The organism is Nocardia sp. NPDC019323 (assembly GCF_044389845.1).
Classification (GTDB): Bacteria; Actinomycetota; Actinomycetes; order Mycobacteriales; family Mycobacteriaceae; genus Nocardia; species Nocardia implantans.
Genome location: NZ_JBIRYN010000006.1, coordinates 100,925 through 121,054, shown reverse-complemented (window position 1 = coordinate 121,054; position 20,130 = coordinate 100,925). Strand labels below are relative to the sequence as shown.

Below are 20,130 nucleotides of genomic sequence, written 5' to 3'. Positions count from 1 at the left end.
GATTCGCGACCGAACCCGCGAGCAAACGAACAGCGTCCGCCGAGGGCGGCCCGTACGCTTCGACAGGTGCAAAAGGTGCTCAGACTCGACCTGGTCAGCCATGGGATGACCGAGGCGATGCGGAAAGCACGTTTCCCGGTCGACGAATCGCTCACCGAGGCGGGCAGGCGGGCGGTGGCCGGGTGCGGCCCGCTCACCGCCCAGCGGGTGCTCACCGGCCCGGAACGCAGGACGGTGGAGACCGCCGCGTTGCTGGGATTGCCGGGCGAGGAGGACAACCGGCTGCGCGACCTGGACGCGGGCGCCTGGCGCGGCGGCGAACTGATGTCGGTGCCCCAGGACGAACTCTATGCCTGGCTGACCGACCCGGCGTTCCGCGGGCACGGCGGCGAATCCGTGCTGGACGTGATCGAACGGACCAGGCTGTGGATGGCCGAGGTCGCCGCGCGGTCGGTGTCCACGATCGCGGTCACCCACCCGGCGGTCGTGCGGGCCGCGCTGCTGGTGACGCTGGACGCCCCGCCGAAATCGTTCTGGCGGATCGACATCCCTCCCGGCAGCGTCACCCGCCTGCACTATCGCGGCGAATGGACATTGCACTTCACCGCCTGAGCGGCCCGGGACAGGCACTCCCGGGCCGCTTCGATCGGGTTCAGCAGCTGGTCGGTGCGGGTTCGCCGCGGAACCTGGCCTCCACGTAGTTCCACGCGTCCGTGAATCCGGCGGCCGCCGCGGTCATGTGCTCGGAGATGTCGACGGTGTGGAACGTCACCGGCGCACCCGCCTTGCAGTACCGGTCGGCGACCTCGGCGACGGGTTTGTAGAAGGTGAGTTCGTCGAACCGGCCCTGCCACAGATAGGTCGGCACGGCCGGCACGCCGTCGAAGTACCGCAGGCTGTTCTCGCGCAGCACCGCGTGCGCCTCCGGGCTGTCCATCAGGCTCTTGGACGCCGCCATCTGCTCCGCGCTGCGGAAGGCGCCGTGGAAGAGCAGGAACCTGCGGCAGGCGTCGTGAGTGAATTCCCGGAACCACAGACCGTTCTCGTTGAGCTGATCCGAGATCGGCAGCCGATCCGGGTACTCCCGTTCCAGCCCCATGGCGGCGGCGAAAGCCAGGCCGAACCCGGGGTGCGGCTCGAAGCCGAGCGACATCGCCATTTCCTCCAGATCGGCGGGGATGCCGCCGGCAACGGCGGTGGTGAGCTTCAGATCCGGAGCGTAGGTGGGCTGCATGGCGGCGGCCCACGCGGTGGCCATGCCGCCGCCGGAGTAGCCCGCTATGGCGACGGGAGAGTCGGACAACCCGAGTTCGGCGACCTTGCGAACGGCCCTGACGCTGTCGAGGGTCATCATGCCGGCCAGGCGCGCCGCGCCGTAGGCGGAGGTAGGGCCGAGATAGTCCGGCAGCGAGATCGCCCATCCGCGTCCGATGGGCAGCATCGCGCCGACCGCGTCCTGCAGTTCGCCGTTGAACAGCGAGCGCGACGGATTGCACTGGGTGCCGAGCGAATTGATCAGCGCCTGGTAGGAGACCAGCGGCGGGTTCTTCACACCGGCGGGCATCAGGACGGTCGTGATGCCCATGACGGGGTTGCCCTGCGAATTCGTGGAGCGGAATGCCACTTGCCAGCCCTCGGTCCCGACATACATACCGGTGTCGATCCTGCGGGCCCGCACGACGTCGCCGGGGGCGAGCGCCCCCAGGTCGGGCGGCGCCGCGTAGAAGGGGTCGGGATCAGGAGTGGGATACAGGGGCTGAGCCGTCGCTGGCAGGCCGAGCAGGCCCAGCGAGACGATGCTCACCAGCAGGATCGCGATCCGGAACGGAACTCTGGACACGGGTTTCCTTCGAAAGTCAGCCGTCACCGACCCACCGTCGCGCGGCCTGCCGGCCACGGCGCCAGTGCTTCGGACGGATCGGCACTACACGGAAAGCCGCAGCGAACCTTCGCTGCGGGGCAGAGCGGAAGGAACCGCCGCCGCAGCGACCCTGAGTCGATCATGGCGGACTGCCGCACCTCCTTCGACTCCGGGACCGCCGGTAGCCGCGAAGGCGGCACCATCCGCTGCGAAAATAGCGCCCGACCCCCGCCTGGCGCCGCACCGGAACAGACGAACCGGACAACTCACAATGCCCGGGGCTCGCCATTCGACAAGATCACTAACGGGGGCGGCCTACCCGGTCGCGCGTCGGCCCTGCCCCTCGTCGTGTGGCTCATGTGAAGCTGAGCACCGTCCGTCCGCCCAGCGGGCGTTGCAGGTCCACGACGACCACGCCGTACTCGCGCTTCTGCTCCGGGTTCGCGCCCTGGCACGGCGGCATGCCGCGATGCAGACCGTGGATCAGCCGCACGTTCACCCGGTCGGCGGATTCCTCCACCCGCGCGGTGAACCCGATGCTCGGACAGCCGACCGGGCCGGGGATGTGGATGCCGAGCTTGTCCGTCCCGTCCTCGGTGTCGTACTGCGAGAAGGGCAGTGCCGAACTGGATTCCAGATCCGCGGCATGCGGGATGACGACCATCGTCCCGCCCGCGAATCGCCGTGGTCCCGGGTCGGCAGGCATTCCCGCCGCCGCTTCCTCGGTGCGCTCCGCGGTGGCGGGCACGGCCGGGTCCGCTTGCTGCCCGCACGCGGTCAGCGTTCCGAAGGTCAGAGCGGCGACGATCGCCGTGCCCATCCTGCGCAGTGCCACCTTTCCACCTTCACACAGGTGGGCGCGCGTGCGGCGGAGGATGCGCGGTGTGGCACGGGTGCGGCTCACCGGCGGACGGCCGGATCGACGCGCCGCGGTGGTGTGCGCGTCGTCACATGCACCTCGCACTGTGCTTAGCTCGTGCGCATCCGAGTACCTCTTGAATGTGCATACTGCTCAATTTGACACGTAAAGGTTGTGCGTTCAGTTCTTCAGGACCACGATATCGGCAACAAGTGCTCAACAAGGCTCAGCGCCGGACCGGCGCCGGGCAGACGGGTGGATCCCTATGACCGAGCTCGCCGACCGCGATCTGACCGCGGCTGCCTACGACCTGGCCGACCGTTACCGCGTCGGCTCGGGGACCGTTGTCCTCACCGGCGTGCAGGCCATCGCGCGGCAGCTGGTCGAGCAGCATGTGCGCGATCTGCGCGCCGGGCGGCGGGTGGGCACGTTCGTGTCCGGGTATCAGGGCAGTCCGCTCGGCGGCGTCGACAAGATGCTGTCCGGCATGCCGGAGGTGCTCGCCGAGCACGACATCTCGTTCGTCCCGGGATTGAACGAGGAACTGGCCGCGACCTCCGTGTGGGGCAGCCAGGCGGATCTGCCCGCGGGGAGGCCGACCCACGACGGCGTCGTCGGCGTCTGGTACGGCAAAGGCCCCGGCCTCGACCGCGCGACCGACGCGCTGCGCCACGCCAACATGTACGGGGTGAATCCGCGCGGCGGCGTCCTGCTGCTGGTCGGTGACGATCCGGCGGCCAAGTCCTCCACCGTGCCCGCGGTGAGTGAGCGCTCGTTGGCCGCGATGAACATTCCCGTGCTGTTCCCGCGCAACGCCCGCGAGGTCGTCACCATGGGCCTGCACGGCGTCGCCCTCTCGCGCGCGTCGGGCTGCCTGGTGGCCATGAAGATCGTCGCCGACGTCGCCGACGGCGCGTGGACCGTGGACGGTTCGGTGGGTGACATCGATATCGTCGTGCCCGAAATCGAGTGGGAAGGGCGGCGATTCTACTACCGGCAGCGTCCGATGGCCGCGCCGGCCGACAGCCTGCTCGCCGAGGCCGACCTCTACGGCCCCCGCTGGGAGCTGGTGCGCGCCTACAGCACCCGCAACGGGCTCGACGTGATCGAGGTCGACCCGGCCCGCGCCACGCTCGGCATCGCCGCCACCGGCACCACCTTCGACGCGGTCCGCCAAGCGCTGCTCGACCTCGGCGCCGACGACGACGCTCTGTACGGCGCGGGTATCCGCCTGCTGCGCATCGGAATGCCGTATCCCGTCGCGCCGGACCGGGTCCGGGAGTTCGCCGCCGGGCTCGACCGGCTGATCGTCGTCGAGGACAAGACCGCGTTCATCGAGACCCAGATTCGCGACATCCTCTACGGCGTCGCGGGCGCACCCGAGATCCTCGGCAAGCGCGATCACGCCGGCCGCCCGCTGTTCGCCGCCGACGGCGAACTGACCTCGGGACGCATCGCCGCGCCGCTGCGCCGCCTGCTCGACGGGCGCCTCGAACTGAAACGCCCGCTGCCGCAGCCGCTGTCGCTGTCGGTGCTGCCCGCCAAGCGCGCGGCCTACTTCTGCAGCGGTTGCCCGCACAACCGTTCCACCGCTGTCCCGGAGGGCTCGCTGGCGGGCGGCGGCATCGGCTGCCACACGTTGGTGACCATGTCCGGCCGTAGCGACAGCAAGGTCACCGGGCTCACCCAGATGGGCGGGGAGGGCGCACAGTGGATCGGCCAGGCGCCGTTCACCGACGTGCCGCACCTGTTCCAGAACATCGGCGACGGAACGTATTTCCACTCCGGCCAGCTCGCCGTGCAGGCGTGCGTCGCCGCGGGCGTGAACATCACGTTCAAGCTGCTGCACAACGACGTGGTCGCGATGACCGGCGCGCAGCACGCCGAGGGCGCGCTCACGGTGCCGATGCTCACCCACAAGCTCGCGATCGAGGGCGTCCGGCGCATCATCGTCTGCGCCGACGAGCCAGAGCGCTACCGCAAGCGCGATCTCGCGCCCGGCACCTCGCTGTGGCACCGCGACCGGCTCGACGAAGCGCAGCGCGCGCTGCGCGAGGTCCCCGGCGTCACGGTGCTGATCTACGACCAGCACTGCGCGGCCGACGCGCGACGGCAGCGCAAGCGCGGCGCCCTGCCGGTGCGCCGCACCCGGGTGGTCGTCAACGAGGCGGTGTGCGAAGGCTGCGGTGACTGCGGTGTCCAGAGCAACTGCCTGTCGGTGCAGCCGGTGGACACCGAGTTCGGACGCAAGACGCGGATCGACCAGACCTCGTGCAACACCGACTACAGCTGCCTGAAGGGCGACTGTCCCGCGTTCGTCACGGTGGAGCTGCCCGATCCGGCCGAGCGGAAGCCGCGCGGAGCCGGTCGCGCGCCGCGGCCGCCGCGGCTGCCGGAACTCGTGCACGAACCGCCGGCGACCACGCAGAACGTCTTCCTCGCCGGCATCGGCGGCACCGGCATCGTCACCGTCAACCAGGTCCTGGCGACCGCCGCGATGCGCGCCGGGTACGAGGTGGCGAGCCTGGACCAGATCGGCATGAGTCAGAAGGCCGGGCCGGTGGTCTCGCACCTGCGTTTCGCCGTCGGCGCGCTGGAACCGGCCAACCGGCTGGCCCCCGCCTCCGCCGACTGCATCGTGGCCTTCGATCTGCTGGCCGCCACCGACAACAAGAATCTGGCCTACGGCAGTGCCGCGACGACCGTCTCGGTCGCGTCCACCAGCAAGACCCCGACCGGGGACATGGTCTACGACCGGTCCGTCACCTATCCCGGCGAGGGGGTGCTGCTGCGGCGATTGGAACAGGTTTCGCGTTCGGTGCGGTCCTTCGACGCCCTCGCCGCCGCGGAGGCGCTCTTCGGCAACACCGCCGCCGCGAACTTCCTGCTGGTCGGCGCCGCCTACGAGACCGGCGGTCTGCGGCTGCCCGGCTGGGCGATCGAGGAGGCCATCGAGATCAACGGCGTTGCCGTGGACGCCAACCTCGCGGCCTTCCGCTGGGGCCGGGTCGCGATCGCGCGGCCCGATGAGTTCGCCGCGGCCACCACCCGCCGCACGACCGAACCCACCCCTGTGGAGGTGCCCGCGGACCTGTTCGACGGGCTGACCGCGACGGGCGAGACGCGGCGGCTGGTCGAGCTGCGGGCCGTCGAACTGATCGGCTTCCAGAGCGTCGCGGTGGCGCGCGACTACGTCGCCACGATGCAACGCGTATGGGCTGCCGAGCGCCGGGTGACCGACCGCACCGAGTTCAGCGAACAGGTGGCGCGCGGGCTGTACAAATTCACGGCGTACAAGGACGAGTACGAGGTGGCGCGCCTGCTCACCGATCCGGCGTTCCTGGCCGAGGTCGCCGCGCAGGTGCCCGACGGGGCGAATCTCACCTATCGGCTGCACCCGCCGGTCCTGCGCGCGCTGGGACGCAAGGACAAGATCGGGATGGGGCCGGGCAGCCACTTCGCCCTGCGCTTGCTCGCCAAGGGCAAACGCCTGCGCGGCACCAAGCTCGATCCGTTCGGATACGCGCACGTGCGACGCGTAGAACGCGAGTTGCGGGCGCACTACACCGCGATGGTGACAGACCTCGCGGAGGCGCTGGACCGATCGGGCTACGACCGCGCGGTGCGTGCGGCGGCCCTCGCCGACGTGGTGCGCGGATATGAGGACATCAAGCTCGCCAACGTCGCCGACTACGCCGAACGCCTGCGGGAACTCGGTATCGAGCCGCCGCGCTGCTAGCGGCTGCGCGGCCCGCGGGGTGGGCGGGCGCGGCGTGGGTGCTCGGATCGACGCCTCGGCAGGTCTTCGCCGCTCGGCAAACGCCTCACGCCGTGTAACCGGTGACCTTGCCGATCCACGCGACGAAATCCGCCGCGTCCTCATTGCTGGCGTGTCCCGCGTCCCAATACATCGCGGCGTCGACCTGGTCACCCAGATTCGCCAGACTCGCGGCGAGATTGCCCACAATGGTCAGCGACGCGTCGGTGTCCTTGGTGCCGACGCGAATCCACCAGTGCTTCGCCCGGGCGGGATTGCGCTGCCGGAGGAAGAACATCGGGTTCATCATGCTGATCTTCTCGGGCAGGTCGCTGTCGAGGACCGCCCCCGGGTCACCCGTCGCTTTCCGCAGGCTGAAGAGGGTGAAATGCCTGGCCTTGACGTTGCCGGAACCGAAAAGGTTGTTCTCGGCCGAGGACAGGTCGAAAGCGTCGAACGCGGGCACGCCTTTCTTCCGCTCGCCCACGTGGGCGAGGAAGTTCGGCCAAGTGAACTCCGCCCGGTCGCCCGACCACGTGATCCAGGTGTTGGCCGCCAAGTAACTCGAACGGTCGGCGTCGGGCAGGGCGTGCAGATACTTGGTCGCCGCCGGTTCCAGATAGGTGCGCACCAGGTAGTTGCCGTAGTTGGCGGCCGTGATGAGCCCGAAGCCGTCCCCGCCCTGCAGTTCCAGTGCGGCCTGGTAGTCCGGGAACGCCGTGCTCAGATCGTGCGAGGCCGTCGCGTCGAATTCGCCGGAGCGCACGGGGTTGGCGCCCCAGTTCCACTCGTAAGCCATGTCCGCGTGTTCCAGGTCGGTGATCGGGCAGTAGGGAGCGGCGGCGAAAACGGCGTCGCTCGCGTCCGCCGCGCCGAGTTCGGCGAGATACCGGTCGTACATCCGGTTGTCGGCGGAGGCGGCGAGCAGCGCGGACAGCGCGCCGCCCGCGCTGACCCCGGTGGCTACGATCCGGTCGGTGTTTCCCGGAACCCGGCCGGAATTGTGCCGGAGGTATCGGACCGCGGCCTTGAGATCCACGATGGCCGCGGGGGCCACGCCGTAATTCGTGGCGTCGGGTGAGACCAGGTCGCGCCCGCGCACACCGGGCTCGACCACGACATAACCGGCCGCGAGCGCGAGGTCGCGGTTGCGGTTCGCCCCGCCGTCCGGCTCGTCGTTCTTCGCCGCCGACGACAGGTATCCGCCGACGGAGTTGCTGAAGAGGATCGGAGCTCTGCTCGCGTCGACGGAATTTCCCTCGATCTCGACAGGGACGCTGATGTTCAAGCTCTGATACGTCTTGTCCACCGGCTTCGCCACGTAGACGACGTTGTCGTAGAACCGATAGGTCACCTTCTTGTCCCGCTCGAAGGTGGCGACGGTCTTCTTCCGCGTCGTGAAGTCGTCGGGGTCGAAGGCCAACTCGTCCACCGCTCGCGCGTCGCCGTCCAACAGGCCGCAGGCGGCGAACATCGGCACGGCGACCGCCGCCGCACACCCTTCGAGCATCGCCCTGCGCCGCACAGCTCTCTCCTTCGCATTCGTGGCAAGCCGTTCGGTGTCGCGGCCGTAGCGGCGACAGAACTCTTGCCCGGAACGAATCAGCTGGTCATCGGGTCGCTGAGATCGAAGGATAGCGGTAGCGGACGCCGCGCACGTGCGCTGCTGCGCCCGACGCGCGCCGGAAGACGGGCGCCGGGCGCGACCTGCCGGTCGGCGGTCGATGACCGCATCGAGGCTGAGCGAGCGCAGCCGATCAGCCGACTTTCACCGGCGCCGTCGCCGCATCGGCTGTTCGCGCACGGCCGACGGCAAGCGCGACCAGAACGGCATTGCCCGCCGTGGAAATCATCGGCCCGGCGATGGACGCGAATTCGAAGCCGCTCACCATCAGCACGCCGAGCAATCCGAGGCTGTTGGCGAGTGCGTTCGCGGCGAACGTCTGCCAGGTTTCCTCACGCGGTTCGGACCACACGTGCCGGAGCGTCGGAATGGTGGCGATGAGATTCGCGCAGATCGCGAACAGCGCGCCGAACGCCTTTTCCGATACACCGACCGTCACCAGCACGCACGCGATCGAAGAAACCAGGCAGGCCCAATCGATATTGTCCTCCGGTCGCAGACCGGACCCGCGGGTGAGGCCGACGGCGATGACCGCCGCGTTCATGGCCGCCGCCGCGGCGTTGATGGCCGCGGCGAGATAGCCGCCATCGAGGTACGCCACCACTGCGAACACGGTGTTCGCGGTGCACCAGGCCGCCCACGATGCGATGCGCGGCCTGGTGTTGCCCTCCAGTATCCCCGCCAGGTAGGCGACGACGCCGAACAACGAAATGCCGACGCCCAGACACGCCGAAGACGTGCTCACATTCCAGAAATCACTCACGCGGAACTTTCCTCACAAATTGTCGTCGTTGCACGCAGAGATGGCCGACATTGGCGATCGAATCATTACGAACACGCCGAAGGAGACAAGCCGGGTGCGGTGATGGAACCGGGGGTTGCCTGCGGGAGAACACTTCGGGATGAATTGTCCGGGTGACCGGAAAGCATCGTGACACGACAACTCGGGCGTCACCAATGCAGGGCCGCGCTGTAACCATCTTTTAACTAGTGCTTTGCAAAGGTCGGCGGCGATGGGTATGCGGCGGGTTATTCCGCCGGGTATTCCGCTGTGATCTGCAGGACAGAGATCGGGCAAATATGCGACATGTCGCGGTATGCGACATCCCTGCTTTTTCCGCCCCGGCCCGGTCCGGAGGCGAGCGCTCTGCGCGCTGCTCCGGCTCGGATCGCGGCTGCCGTACCGACTGACTGGTCCGGCAAAAGAGAAACGGCCCGGAGCGATCTGCTCCGAGCCGTTTCGTAGTAGCGGGGACAGGATTTGAACCTGCGACCTCTGGGTTATGAGCCCAGCGAGCTACCGAGCTGCTCCACCCCGCGTCGGTAGGGACAACACTACACAACAGGGGAGCGAACAACCCAATCGTGCTGGTAGGGCGGCATATTTGCGGTCTCGGATCAGCCGAATTCGATGCCTTGGGCGAGGGGAAGGTCGGTGGAGTAGTTGACGGTGTTGGTGGCTCGGCGCATGTACGCCTTCCACGAGTCCGAGCCGGATTCGCGGCCGCCGCCGGTCTGCTTCTCGCCGCCGAAGGCGCCGCCGATCTCGGCGCCGGAGGTGCCGATGTTGACATTGGCGATCCCGCAATCGGATCCGTCGGCGGCGAGGAAACGCTCGGCCTCGCGCTGGTCGGTGGTGAAGATGGCCGAGGACAGGCCCTGCGGCACTTCGTTGTGCATGGCGATCGCGCGATCGAAGTCGTCGTAGGTGAGCACGTACAGGATCGGCGCGAAGGTCTCCTCCCGCACCACCGCGGTCTGGGCGGGCATGCGCACGATGGCGGGCCGGACGTAGTAGGCGTCGTCGCCGAATCCCTCGACTCGCTCACCGCCGCAGACCAGTTCGCCGCCGTCGGTCACGGCCTTGTCCAGCGCCGCGCGCATCCCGGTGTAGGCCTTGCCGTCGATCAGCGGTCCGACCAGCACGCCGTCGTCGAACGGATCGCCCACCGGCAGTTGCCGGTACGCCCGCTCGAGCCGGTCCAGCAGGGGGCCCGCCACGCCGCGGTGCACGATCAGCCGCCGCAACGTGGTGCAGCGTTGCCCGGCCGTGCCCGCCGCGGCGAACACGATGGCCCGCGCCGCGAGGTCGAGGTCAGCGGAGGCGGTGACGATCGCGCCGTTGTTGCCGCCCAGTTCGAGCAGGCAGCGCCCGAGCCGCTCGGCCACCCGCGGCGCCACCAACCGGCCCATCCGCACCGAGCCGGTCGCGCTCACCAGCGCCACCCGTGCGTCATCGACGAGACGGGAGCCGACGGCGCTCGCGCCCTGGATCAACTGGTGGATCTCCGGATCCGCGTCCGCCTCGCACGCCGCGCGCCGCAGCAGCGCGTGGCAGGCCAGCGCCGTCAGCGGCGTCGTCTCCGACGGCTTCCACACCACGGTGTCGCCGCAGACCAGCGCGATCGCCGTATTCCATGCCCAGACCGCGACCGGGAAGTTGAACGCCGAGATCACCCCGACCACGCCGAGCGGATGCCAGGTCTCCATCAACCGGTGGCCGGGACGCTCCGAAGGCATGGTGTGGCCGTACAGCTGCCTGGACAGACCGACGGCGAATTCGCAGATGTCGATCATCTCCTGCACTTCACCCGCGGCCTCGGCGGGGATCTTGCCCGCCTCGAGCGTGACGAGTTCGGCGAGATCGTCCTTGTGTTCGGTGAGCAGCCTGCCGAGGCCGCGCACGACCCCGGCCCGAACGGGCGCAGGAACCGTGCGCCAGGTCCGGAAGGCGCTAGCGGCCCGGCCGATCGCGGCGTCTACCTCGTCGAGCGAACTGGACCGCAAGGTGGTCAGCTGCCCTCCGGTGATCGGAGTGCGAGCGAGCAGATCGCCGGGTTCCGGTGCCGGCGCGCCCAATTGGCGCAACACCGCCTCCGCGCGGGCGGCGAGACGCTCGGTGGCCTGATCGTCGAGTACCTCGGTCATGTGTTGTTCCGCCGTACCTTTCGGCCGCGTCGCGGCGTGTCTGTCCCACATAGCGGGAGGATGGAGATGAGGTTCCGGACACGAGGCGGGCTGCCTGAGTTAGCCTTCGCTGATGGCGGATACACCGGCAAGACCCGTACTCGATGACATCGATCGCCTGCTGATTCGTGAACTGATGGCCGATGGACGGGCCACTTTGTCGAACCTGGCCGAGAAGGCGAGTCTGTCGGTGTCCGCGGTGCAGTCACGGGTCCGCCGATTAGAGGCGCGCGGCGTGATCCGCGGGTACACCGCGCACGTCGATCCCGAAGCGCTCGGCCAGCTGCTGTCGGCATTCGTCGCGATCACTCCTCTCGATCCGTCGCAACCCGATGACGCCCCCGCGGTGCTGCAGCACATCCCCGGCATCGAGGCCTGCCACTCGGTGGCCGGTGAGGAGAGCTACATCCTGCTGGTGCGCGTGGCGTCTCCGCGGCACCTCGAGCAGTTGCTCCAAGAGATCAGAGCCACCGCCAACGTGCGCACCCGGAGCACCATCATCTTGCAGACATTCTATGACAGGTGACGATTCTGTGTAATTAATACGCTTTGTTGTAGAGGTTCCGTAAATTTTTACGTACCCTCAGGGCGTGACCATCGAACTGGAACGCACCCGCCCGGCGGTCACCCCCGCCGCCAGGGTCCACGAGATCTTGTCGGCGAGCATCCTGGCCGACGGCTTCGACTTGGTACTCGACCTCAACCGTTCCCGCGGCTGCCGCCTCGTCGACGAACGCGACGGCAGCCCCTACCTGGACATGTTCGGGTTCTTCGCCTCCAACGCGCTGGGCATGAACCATCCCGCCCTCGCCGAGGACGCGCAGTTCCGGGCCGAGCTGCTCGCCGCGGCGGTGAACAAGCCGAGCAACTCCGACGTGTACACCGTCGAGATGGCCCGCTTCGTCGAGACGTTCGTGCGGGTGCTCGGCGACCCGCGGCTACCGCACCTGTTCTTCATCGATGGCGGCGGCCTCGCCGTGGAGAACGCCCTCAAGATCGCGTTCGACTGGAAGAGCAGGCACAACGAAGCACATGGCCGCGCACCGGAACTCGGTGCCAAAGTGCTGCATCTGACCGGCGCGTTCCACGGCCGCACCGGGTACACCATGTCGCTCACCAACACAGATCCGGTGAAGACCGCGCGCTTCCCGAAGTTCGACTGGCCGCGGATCGAGTCGCCCTATCTCACCGACGCGTTCGACGTCGAGGAGGCGGAGGCCGACTCACTCGCCCGGATACGGCGGGCATTCGAGCAGAATCCTTACGACATCGCGTGTTTCATCGCCGAACCGATCCAGGGCGAGGGCGGCGACCGGCATCTGCGTCCGCAGTTCCTGCAAGCCGTGCAGCGGCTGTGTCACGAGAACGACGCGCTGTTCGTGCTGGATGAGGTGCAGACCGGCGTCGGCATGACCGGAACCGCATGGGCCTACCAGCAACTCGGCTTGGCGCCGGACGTCGTCGCGTTCGGCAAGCGGACCCAGGTGTGCGGCGTCATGGCGGGCGGACGCGTGGACGAGGTGCCCGACAACGTGTTCACGGTCAGCTCCCGGCTCAATTCCACCTGGGGCGGCAACCTGGCCGACATGGTGCGCAGCAGGCGCACCCTGGAGGTGCTCGAGCAGGACGCGCTGATCGAACGGTCCCGGGCGCTGGGGGCGCACCTGCTCGAACGGCTGGGCGACCTGGCCGCCCGGCACGCCGATGTCAGCGAGCCGCGCGGGCGCGGCCTGATGTGCGCGATCACTCTGTCGTCGCCGCTGTTGCGCGACGAGGTGCTCACCGCGCTGCGCGAGCGCGAGCACGTGCTGATCCTGGGCACCGGCGAACGGGGCATCCGGTTCCGTCCTCCGCTGACGGTCACCGGCGCCGAACTGGACGAGGCCGTCGACGCACTGGATCGGGTCCTGAGCAGCCTCGAACAGCGCACGTAGGGGCGATCCGGACATTCCGGTGCACTCCGGCGCGGGTGCGCCGGAATGCCGGATCCGGCCCCTAGGCTTCGCACCCATGGCCTCTCGTCTTCACCACGCTCCGGCAGGGCGCGGCGCGTGAAACGACAGCGGATGTACCGGTGCCGCGCGCCCCACCTCGTGGCCGCGCTGCTGTTGTCGGCGTCGGCCGGCTGCGCGGCCGGCGACGCGGGCACGGTGGGCACCGAACAGAGCCGGACCGCCTCGACCGCGATGGCGACTCCGGCCGCCGCGGCGGCCCCCACCACGGCAGCGCTTCCACCCCACATGACCGATCTGCTGCCGGGGATGCCGCCGCCGCTCTCACCGACCGACGTGTACGTGGCCGACCGGGAACTCAGCCCCGCCGTGGCCGGCCATCGCTCGCTCGTGTACGTCCCCAACAGCCGGTCGAACACGGTCTCTGTGATCGACCCGGAGACCTTCCAGGTGATCGACACTTTCCCGGCGGGCGGCTCGGAACCGCAGCACGTCGTGCCGTCCTACGACCTGCAGACCCTCTATGTCACCAATGATCTGCCGATCGGCGGGGGCAGCCTGTTGCCCATCGACCCGAGGACGGGAAAGCCTGGTGACCCCTTCCCCGTACGCGATCCCTACAACATGTACTACACGCCGGACGGCCGGTACGCGCTCGTCGTCGCGGAGGCGGACAAGTCGCTGGATTTCTACGATCCGCGAACCTGGCAGAAGCGGCACGCCATGGCGGTGCCCGACTGCCCGGGAGTCGATCACATGGACTTCACCGCCGACGGCCGGTTCGCCCTGGCCTCGTGCGAATTCGCCGGGCGCATGCTGGTTTTCGACGTCGCCGAGCGCAAGGTCGTCAAGCTGGTCGACCTGCCCGGCGGTCGTTCGGGTATGCCGCAGGACGTGAAGCTGTCCCCGGACGGGCACACCTTCTTCGTCGCCGACATGACCGCCGACGGCGTCTATCTCTTCGACGCGCACACCTTCGACAACGCCGGTTTCGTGCCGACCGGCAAGGGAGCGCACGGCCTCTACGTCACCCGGGACTCCGCGCGGATGCTCATCACCAACCGGCACGAAGGCAGCGTCTCGGTGTGGGATTTCGCGGCGCACGGGCTGGTACGCAAATGGTTCGTGCCCGGCGGCGGCAGTCCCGACATGGGCAACATCTCCCCGGACGGTCGCGTCTTCTGGGCCTCCGGCCGGCATCACGACGAGGTGTACGCGATCGACATCGTCAACTGGGAACTGCTTGCGCGCATCCCGGTGGGCAAAGGGCCGCACGGGCTCACCATTTGGCCGCAGCCGGGCCGCTACTCCACGGGGCACACCGGCGTCATGCGCTGACCAGGGCGGTTGTCGTCGTGGGTGCGGGAGAAGGATCGATCAGGACGTGACCGGACGCAGCCCGAGACCGCCTTCGACGAAACGGTGCACCGACCGCAGCCCGGCGTCCAAGGCGGCCTCGTAGCCAGGACGCGCCCATCCGCTCACCGCCGCGGTGCCGTCACCCGCGGGCGTAACCCCGATCTCGGCGACCAGCTCGGCCGTGGTCGGTTCGCAGACCGCCCACGAGAAGTGCGTCTCCTCCGCCCAGCCCGCACCGCGCCGGGCCACATAGTCCGGTTCGGTGATGCCACCCGCGGCCAGGGCGGGGCGGTCGTCGATGCGGTCGTCGGCGCGCAGGGCGCGCAAGTACCAGGCGCCCGCGTTGATCTCGATCGGTTCCATCAGCATTCGGCCGTTCCGCCGCGCCGGTGGTCCGGCAGACCCGCGAGCGCTCCGCCGAATTCCGCGACGCCGACCGGCCTCGCTGGGACATGATCGGATGACCGCGTCGTCGCATTTGCGCGTTTCGCGATACCGATGCGGATTTCGGGTAGCTCGATCATGACGAAAAGGCTAGCGGGAGGTTCTATCGATATGGGCGAGCTGTGGTTCGGCCATTACCGCCTCGATCGGTTGCTGGGCAGCGGCGGCACCGGCGAGGTATGGCTCGCACACGACACCACCACCGACCGTGCGGTCGCATTGAAGCTGCTGGCCAGCGCGTACGCGGCGGACCCGAAATTGCGGCAGCGGTTCACCAGGGAGGCCAGGCTCGCCACCCAGGTGCGGGGGCCGCATCTGGTGCCGATCCATTCGTTCGGCGAGCTCGACGGTCGCCTGTACATCGACATGGAGTTCATCGAGGGCTCCGACGTGGCCGGTTTGCTGCGGCGGTCGGGGCGGCTGGATCCCGAGCACGCGCTCGATATCGTCGCGCAGACGGCCACCGCGCTCGACATCGCGCACCGCGCCGGCCTGGTGCACCGCGACGTGAAGCCGTCCAACATCATGGTGACTCCCGCCGGCACGGTCTACCTGATCGACTTCGGCACCGCGCACCGCAGCGACCAGCCCGCGATCACCGCCACCGGCAATGTGGTCGGCACGCTGGCCTACATGGCGCCGGAGCGGTTCGACGGGGTGGGGGGCCCGCGCTCGGATCAGTATTCGCTGGCATGTGTGCTGTTCGAATGCCTGACCGGGCGCAGGCCGTTCGACGACGGCGAGCCACCACGTTTGCTGCGCGCCCACCTCTTCCAGGCCCCGCCGTCGGCCTCGGCGTTCGATCCGGCGATCCCGCCCGCGCTCGACGCGGTGATCGCACGCGGCATGGCGAAAGACCCGGACCGGCGCTGGTCCAGCGCCGGGGAACTGGCGTCGGCCGCGCACATAGCGCTGACCGGCCGGGACGCCACCACGGTCGAGCTGGCCTCCGCCGTGCCGACCGTCGTGCTGCCGCCGCCGCGCGCGGTGGCCGCCACCGCCGCCTCGCCCGGATCGCGCACACCGCTCGGGCCGCGTCTGGCGCTGGCGTCGTTCGGGGCGCTCGTCGCGGCGGTGGCCGGGGCGCTATGGATCGGACGACCGGACACAGCCGACGCGGGATCGGCCGCCACGCCGCTGCCGCCCCCGAGCCAGGAGCACGCGTCACCGTCGGCTCCGCCGTCGCACGCCACGGCCGCGCCGACGCCGATCTCCGCCCCCATAGTCGTCCTGCCCGGCGCGGGTCAGCCGTGCGACCCGGCGATCGACGTGCACAGTGTCACCGTGGACGGTCTCGCGCTCACCTGCACCGCGTCGTCGGCGGGCCGACCGAGTTGGCTTCCGGTTCTCCCCGCGTCCGACGGTGTCGCCGTGCGCGACGTGGACGAGTCGAACGGGCCGGTTCAGCAGGATGCGGGCGACAAGCGCGGCCGTGGCAAGCCGGACCACGCGAACCAGGGACACGGCAAGGACAAGCCCAAACCCGGCAAGTAGACCGATTGTCATCGAGCCCACAGTGGTGTGCGGTGCGGGGCGGGGTTACGCTCCGAAGAAGGCCATTTCTTCGGCGTTCGCGCGGTGACCTGCCGATTTCCGATGTCCGCTCCGTGCGGAGGCCGGGTCGGCCAGATGTCAACGGTGACTGGAGGTTCGCGATGGGGGAGGTGCGGTTCGGGAATTACCGTCTGGAGCGATTGCTCGGCAAGGGCGGTATGGGGCAGGTGTGGCTGGCCTACGACCTGGTGGCCGCACGCCGGGTGGCGTTGAAACTCTTGCCCGCCGAACTCGCTGCCGCCGCGGGGTATCGCAAGCGATTCGAGCGTGAGGCCGAAGCGGTGGCGCAACTGCGCGATCCGCACATACCCCGCATCCACCGGTTCGGCGAGATCGACGGCCGCCTCTACATCGACATGCAGTTCGTGGAGGGGGCCGATCTGGCGGGCAAGCTGCTCGCCGAAGGGCGGCTGTCCCCGGCCGTCGCGGTCGGCGTCATCGGTCACGTCGCGGCGGCGCTCGATGTGGCGCACCGGCTCGGGCTGGTGCATCGCGACGTCAAACCGTCGAACATCGTCGTCCATCCCAGCGGCTTCACCTACCTCATCGACTTCGGCATCGCGCACGGGCTCGGCCAGACCGCCGTGACGACCACGGGCATGGCGATCGGCACGCTGGCGTACATGGCGCCGGAGCGGTTCACCGGCAAGGTGGACGCCCGCGCTGACGTCTACTCGCTGGCTTGTGTGCTCTACGAGTGCCTCACCGGCTCACGGCCCTACGGGGACACCGACCCCGCACAGCAGATGCACGCGCACCTGATGGCCGCACCCCCGAGAGCCGGTTCGGTGTGCGTGGGCATCCCCGCCGCCCTCGATGCCGTCATCGCTCGGGGCATGGCCAAGGAGCCGGACGAAAGATATCCGACCGCAGGGGAATTCGCCGCGGCCGCGCGAGTTGCGATCGGTGCTGCCGACTCGCGAGCCGTGCCGCCACCCTCGCCCGGTGCCGGAGTCGACGCCGGTCCGCCTGCGCGAGAAGGTCGTTCGCCGAATCCGCCCTCTGGGCCCGCCGGACCGGATGGGTTCTCGGAACCGCCGGGTGCGGAGCGACGGCGCACGCCCACCCCGACAAAAGTTCTGCCGCAGCCAGCTCCGACGCCGACGCTCGTGGCGACCAGGCTCGACTGGTCCAGTCCGAATCCCGCCCCGGGACAGGCTGTTGCGCCACCTGATCCATCGGTGCGTGGATACGCACGTGCCCAGGTGGTCCCTGGTCATCCGGGTCAGCCGTCGTCAGCACGTCGAGGGTGGTATCGGAACGCGCCGTATGCCGTTGGCGCCGGACAGCCGGGTTGGCAGGACAGATTGCTCGCGTTGCAGGCGCGGGTGTTGTCCCCGAAGCCAGGTCCGGTCGCTCCGCCGTATCGGGCGCAAGCGCGCAAGGTCTTTCCAGCGGTCCCGCGTCCGGGTCGGCGGCCTGTGCTTCAGCGGCGGCCGGTCCAGCGACGTCGGCGGAGTCTGCTGTCGAAGCTGATCGGCGCGCTGGTGGTGGTGTTCCTCACGCCGTTCGCGTTCGCGGCTGGTTGCGTCGCGTTGATCGCGGCCGGAACCAGGGCCGGCGACTCCGGCACGCCCGCGCCGACGCCGCCGCCCGCCGCGGTGGCGGTGGAGGAGCCCGGACCTCCGATGACCGATCCGGCCGCCGTGGCGCCGGTGGGCACACCCGTGCGCGACGGCAAATTCGAGTTCGTCGTGACGAAGGTCGACGCGGGCGTTTCCCGCGTCGGATTGCAGACGGCCGCCGGTTCGTTCCTGATCGTCACGCTGGCCGTGCGCAACATCTCCGACGAGTCGAAGTGGTTCCTGCCGCTGGGCCAGCGCCTGCTGGACGCGCAGAACACTCCGTTCGACCACAACGCCACCGCAACCATCTGGCAGAACACCCAACAGCGCCTCGGCTACTCCTTCGAGCTGCGCCCCGGCCAGTCCGCCACCACCCAACTCGTCTTCGACCTCCCGCCCACGGTCACTCCCGACCACTTGGAACTCCACGACTTCGTCCTGTCCAACGGCGTGCGAGTCGCCCTCGGCTGAGCGTCTTCGGGCAGCGGCGTCACGCCGATCCGAAGCGGGCGCTCTCGGCTCGACCGCCTCGCCGCCGTGGGCGGGTCCGCACGCCACCCCCGCGCTGATGGCCGCGACCCAGCGCACTGTCGCCTTGCCGCAGCCCGCTCACCACGGCTCTACGGAGCTTCCGGTCCACCGCCGCGCTGATGGCCGCGACCCAGTGCCCCGTCGCCTTGCCGCAGCCCACCACCACCATGGCCGCCCTACGAAGCCATCCGGTCGCGCAGGTCACCGGCAAGGACGACAACATGCCGACGGGGCGCGCGGCGGTTCATGGCCGACCGCGTCGGGCGGCCTCGGTCGAGTCACCCGGTAGGAGGCGTCCTTCGGCGGGTCGCGCTGGCTTCGATTGATGGAGGCCGCTTCGGGCTCGGTGAGGCCTTCCGCCGGAGTTCGGGTGTCCCGACCGGGATTGTGTCGGCTCCCGACGTAGCCGGTGGGTTGAAACGCGGCGAGCGCGACACCGATCTCGGCGGCTACGGCCCACGCCCGCGATGTGCTCGCATGCCGGGTGGCCGCGGGCGATCAGGCGGCGGGTATGACGGCGGACAGCGCGCTGAGGACCGCTTGCCGGCCGATGCGCAGGCCCTCTGCCAGCAGCGTGGTGTCGCGGGTGGCGCTATCGATGTCGGGAGAGCCGATAGGGGGATGGATTTGCAGTACCGAGTCGCCGAGATCGGCCAGCGCCCGGTCCTCGATGTCCTGTTGGCGGGGGCGTTCGAGCCAGGCCTTGTACGCGCCGGGGGCCACGGCGCGCATATAACCGCCGCCGACGATCTGGTGCAGGCGCGAGGCGGGCGGACGCCTCTCGTCCACGCGCCGGGTGCGCAGCACCAGGGCGAGGGTGGTGCCCGCACGGACCGCGGTGCGGATCGGCACCGTCTCGGACAACCCACCGTCGAAGAAGGCCGAGTCGCCGAGGGCGACCGGCGGCCCCGCCAGCAGGGGCAGCCCCGCCGACGCGCGCAAGGCGCGCATCAGCGTGCGCTTGTCGGTGATGTGCGGATGCAGATCCACCGCCAGCCCGGTGCGGATGTCGGTGGCGATCGGATGGAACGTCGTGGAGTTGGCCAGGATGGCCGCGAAGTCCATCGGTTCGACGCCGTCGTACACCTGGTGCACGAGATAGCGCAGATCGAACGCCGGACGCCCGCGCAGCAGCCGGGCCGGGTCGATGGCGCGGCGCATGATCGCCGGATCGGTCCACGAGCGCATGCCGGGAATCGCGCGCCCGCACAGCAGCCAGGCGCCGTTGATCGCGCCCGCCGACGTGCCGTACACGGCGTCGAACACCCCGGCCAGTCCGAGCTCTTCCAGCGCGGACACCATGCCGCTGGAGTACACGCCCCGGCTGCCGCCGCCTTCCACCACCAGCGCCAGGCGGTGACCGTCGGCACGGCTGCCCGTGGCACGACGCGCGCGGATCGCCTCCGCGACAGGGGAGAGGCTTGTCGAGCTGGTCACCGGATCACGATACGACACCGTGGTATGCGCCTCGGGTCCAGCGGCGTGACGACGGAGGGACCGCCGCGTGAACAAAGAAGCGGGGGCGGGCCCCCGGGTGCGCGCCCCCCCCGGTGCCCGCCGGCGCCCGGGGCAAAATTTTATACCCCCCAAACGGGGCCGGGGGGGTAGCCCCGCCCCCCCCCCCCGCCACGCCCGGGAGCACACCCCCCCAGTGGGC

At 69.4% G+C, this 20,130-nt stretch carries 14 protein-coding genes and 1 tRNA gene; 7 read left to right on the top strand and 8 right to left on the bottom strand.

The window, feature by feature from the left end; all coding sequences use genetic code 11:
- The first annotated feature begins 66 nt into the window (after positions 1 to 66).
- Entirely contained in the window at positions 67 to 612 is a 546-nt protein-coding gene (locus ACH49X_RS22690; RefSeq protein WP_067803408.1) for a histidine phosphatase family protein, read from the top strand.
- A gap of 40 nt (positions 613 to 652) precedes the next feature.
- Here ACH49X_RS22690 and ACH49X_RS22685 read toward each other — a convergent pair whose 3' ends face one another.
- A complete protein-coding gene (locus tag ACH49X_RS22685) occupies positions 653 to 1,807 on the bottom strand; it encodes a lipase family protein (RefSeq protein WP_397070887.1) in 1,155 nt (384 codons plus the stop codon).
- A gap of 409 nt (positions 1,808 to 2,216) precedes the next feature.
- Positions 2,217 to 2,696, bottom strand: a complete 480-nt coding sequence (locus tag ACH49X_RS22680; protein WP_357209308.1) for a hypothetical protein — start codon at positions 2,694 to 2,696, stop codon at positions 2,217 to 2,219.
- A gap of 289 nt (positions 2,697 to 2,985) precedes the next feature.
- Here ACH49X_RS22680 and ACH49X_RS22675 point away from each other — a divergent pair, with 289 nt between their 5' ends.
- The gene (locus tag ACH49X_RS22675; RefSeq protein WP_357209307.1) at positions 2,986 to 6,459 is read left to right on the top strand and encodes an indolepyruvate ferredoxin oxidoreductase family protein; all 3,474 of its coding nucleotides are present in this window, start codon (positions 2,986 to 2,988) and stop codon (positions 6,457 to 6,459) included.
- Between the two features lie 85 nt (positions 6,460 to 6,544).
- Here ACH49X_RS22675 and ACH49X_RS22670 read toward each other — a convergent pair whose 3' ends face one another.
- From ACH49X_RS22670 to ACH49X_RS22655, 4 genes are all read right to left on the bottom strand, one after another.
- On the bottom strand, positions 6,545 to 8,002 hold the full coding sequence (locus ACH49X_RS22670; protein WP_323124329.1) for a subtype B tannase: 1,458 nt from the start codon (positions 8,000 to 8,002) through the stop codon (positions 6,545 to 6,547).
- 232 nt (positions 8,003 to 8,234) lie between these two features.
- Entirely contained in the window at positions 8,235 to 8,864 is a 630-nt protein-coding gene (locus ACH49X_RS22665) for a hypothetical protein (RefSeq protein WP_357209306.1), read from the bottom strand.
- Between the two features lie 483 nt (positions 8,865 to 9,347).
- Positions 9,348 to 9,421, bottom strand: a tRNA-Met gene (locus ACH49X_RS22660).
- A gap of 78 nt (positions 9,422 to 9,499) precedes the next feature.
- Positions 9,500 to 11,029: an aldehyde dehydrogenase family protein gene (locus ACH49X_RS22655; RefSeq protein ID WP_195080534.1), complete on the bottom strand. Its 1,530-nt coding sequence runs from the start codon at positions 11,027 to 11,029 to the stop codon at positions 9,500 to 9,502.
- Positions 11,030 to 11,141: 112 nt separating this feature from the next.
- On the opposite strand from ACH49X_RS22655, the gene ACH49X_RS22650 reads away from it, so the two are divergent.
- The 3 genes from ACH49X_RS22650 to ACH49X_RS22640 all read left to right on the top strand — a co-directional run bounded on the left by ACH49X_RS22650 (position 11,142) and on the right by ACH49X_RS22640 (position 14,358).
- Positions 11,142 to 11,594, top strand: coding sequence for an Lrp/AsnC family transcriptional regulator (locus ACH49X_RS22650; protein ID WP_039796222.1), 453 nt, complete (start codon positions 11,142 to 11,144; stop codon positions 11,592 to 11,594).
- 64 nt (positions 11,595 to 11,658) lie between these two features.
- The gene (lat, locus tag ACH49X_RS22645) at positions 11,659 to 13,002 is read left to right on the top strand and encodes an L-lysine 6-transaminase (protein ID WP_195080535.1); all 1,344 of its coding nucleotides are present in this window, start codon (positions 11,659 to 11,661) and stop codon (positions 13,000 to 13,002) included.
- A 117-nt stretch (positions 13,003 to 13,119) separates the two neighbouring features.
- A complete protein-coding gene (locus tag ACH49X_RS22640; RefSeq protein ID WP_357209305.1) occupies positions 13,120 to 14,358 on the top strand; it encodes a YncE family protein in 1,239 nt (412 codons plus the stop codon).
- Between the two features lie 39 nt (positions 14,359 to 14,397).
- Here the strand turns inward: ACH49X_RS22640 and ACH49X_RS22635 are convergent, their stop codons facing one another.
- Positions 14,398 to 14,742, bottom strand: a complete 345-nt coding sequence (locus tag ACH49X_RS22635) for a hypothetical protein (RefSeq protein ID WP_357209310.1) — start codon at positions 14,740 to 14,742, stop codon at positions 14,398 to 14,400.
- Positions 14,743 to 14,934: 192 nt separating this feature from the next.
- Here ACH49X_RS22635 and ACH49X_RS22630 point away from each other — a divergent pair, with 192 nt between their 5' ends.
- Together ACH49X_RS22630 and ACH49X_RS22625 are read left to right on the top strand one after the other, a co-directional pair.
- Positions 14,935 to 16,317, top strand: coding sequence for a protein kinase (locus ACH49X_RS22630; protein ID WP_357209304.1), 1,383 nt, complete (start codon positions 14,935 to 14,937; stop codon positions 16,315 to 16,317).
- 161 nt (positions 16,318 to 16,478) lie between these two features.
- Positions 16,479 to 18,413 (top strand): protein kinase, encoded by a 1,935-nt coding sequence (locus ACH49X_RS22625; protein WP_195080537.1) that lies wholly within the window; start codon positions 16,479 to 16,481, stop codon positions 18,411 to 18,413.
- Positions 18,414 to 18,971: 558 nt separating this feature from the next.
- On the opposite strand, the gene ACH49X_RS22620 is transcribed toward ACH49X_RS22625, so the two are convergent.
- Complete coding sequence (locus ACH49X_RS22620; RefSeq protein WP_357209303.1) at positions 18,972 to 19,910, bottom strand: patatin family protein; 939 nt, start codon at positions 19,908 to 19,910, stop codon at positions 18,972 to 18,974.
- Positions 19,911 to 20,130: the final 220 nt, after the last annotated feature.